Here is a 278-nt window from a genome sequence, read left to right on the forward strand (position 1 = left end):
TCAACGCTGATTAAAGCGATATTAGAATTGATTCCCTCTATTACCGGTGAAGTCGAAATTTTTGGAGATTCTTATAAAAATACGAGAAAACGAGTAGGATATGTTCCCCAGAGAGAATCTGTCGATTGGGATTTTCCAACAGATGCCCTTGATGTGGTGATGATGGGGAGATATGGGCATTTAGGCTGGTTTAAGCGTCCGGACAAAAAGGATAAAGCCTATGCTCTGAAGTGTTTACAGCAAGTGGGAATGAGTCAATATGCTAACCGGCAAATAAG

General features: G+C 41.0%; 1 pseudogene. It reads left to right on the forward strand.

The window, feature by feature from the left end:
* A pseudogene (locus RYX56_RS22060) lies at nt 1-278 on the forward strand (manganese ABC transporter ATP-binding protein); the annotation flags it as partial.

This window comes from Alkalihalophilus lindianensis (assembly GCF_032843265.1).
Taxonomy (GTDB): Bacteria; Bacillota; Bacilli; order Bacillales; family Bacillaceae_D; genus Alkalihalophilus; species Alkalihalophilus lindianensis.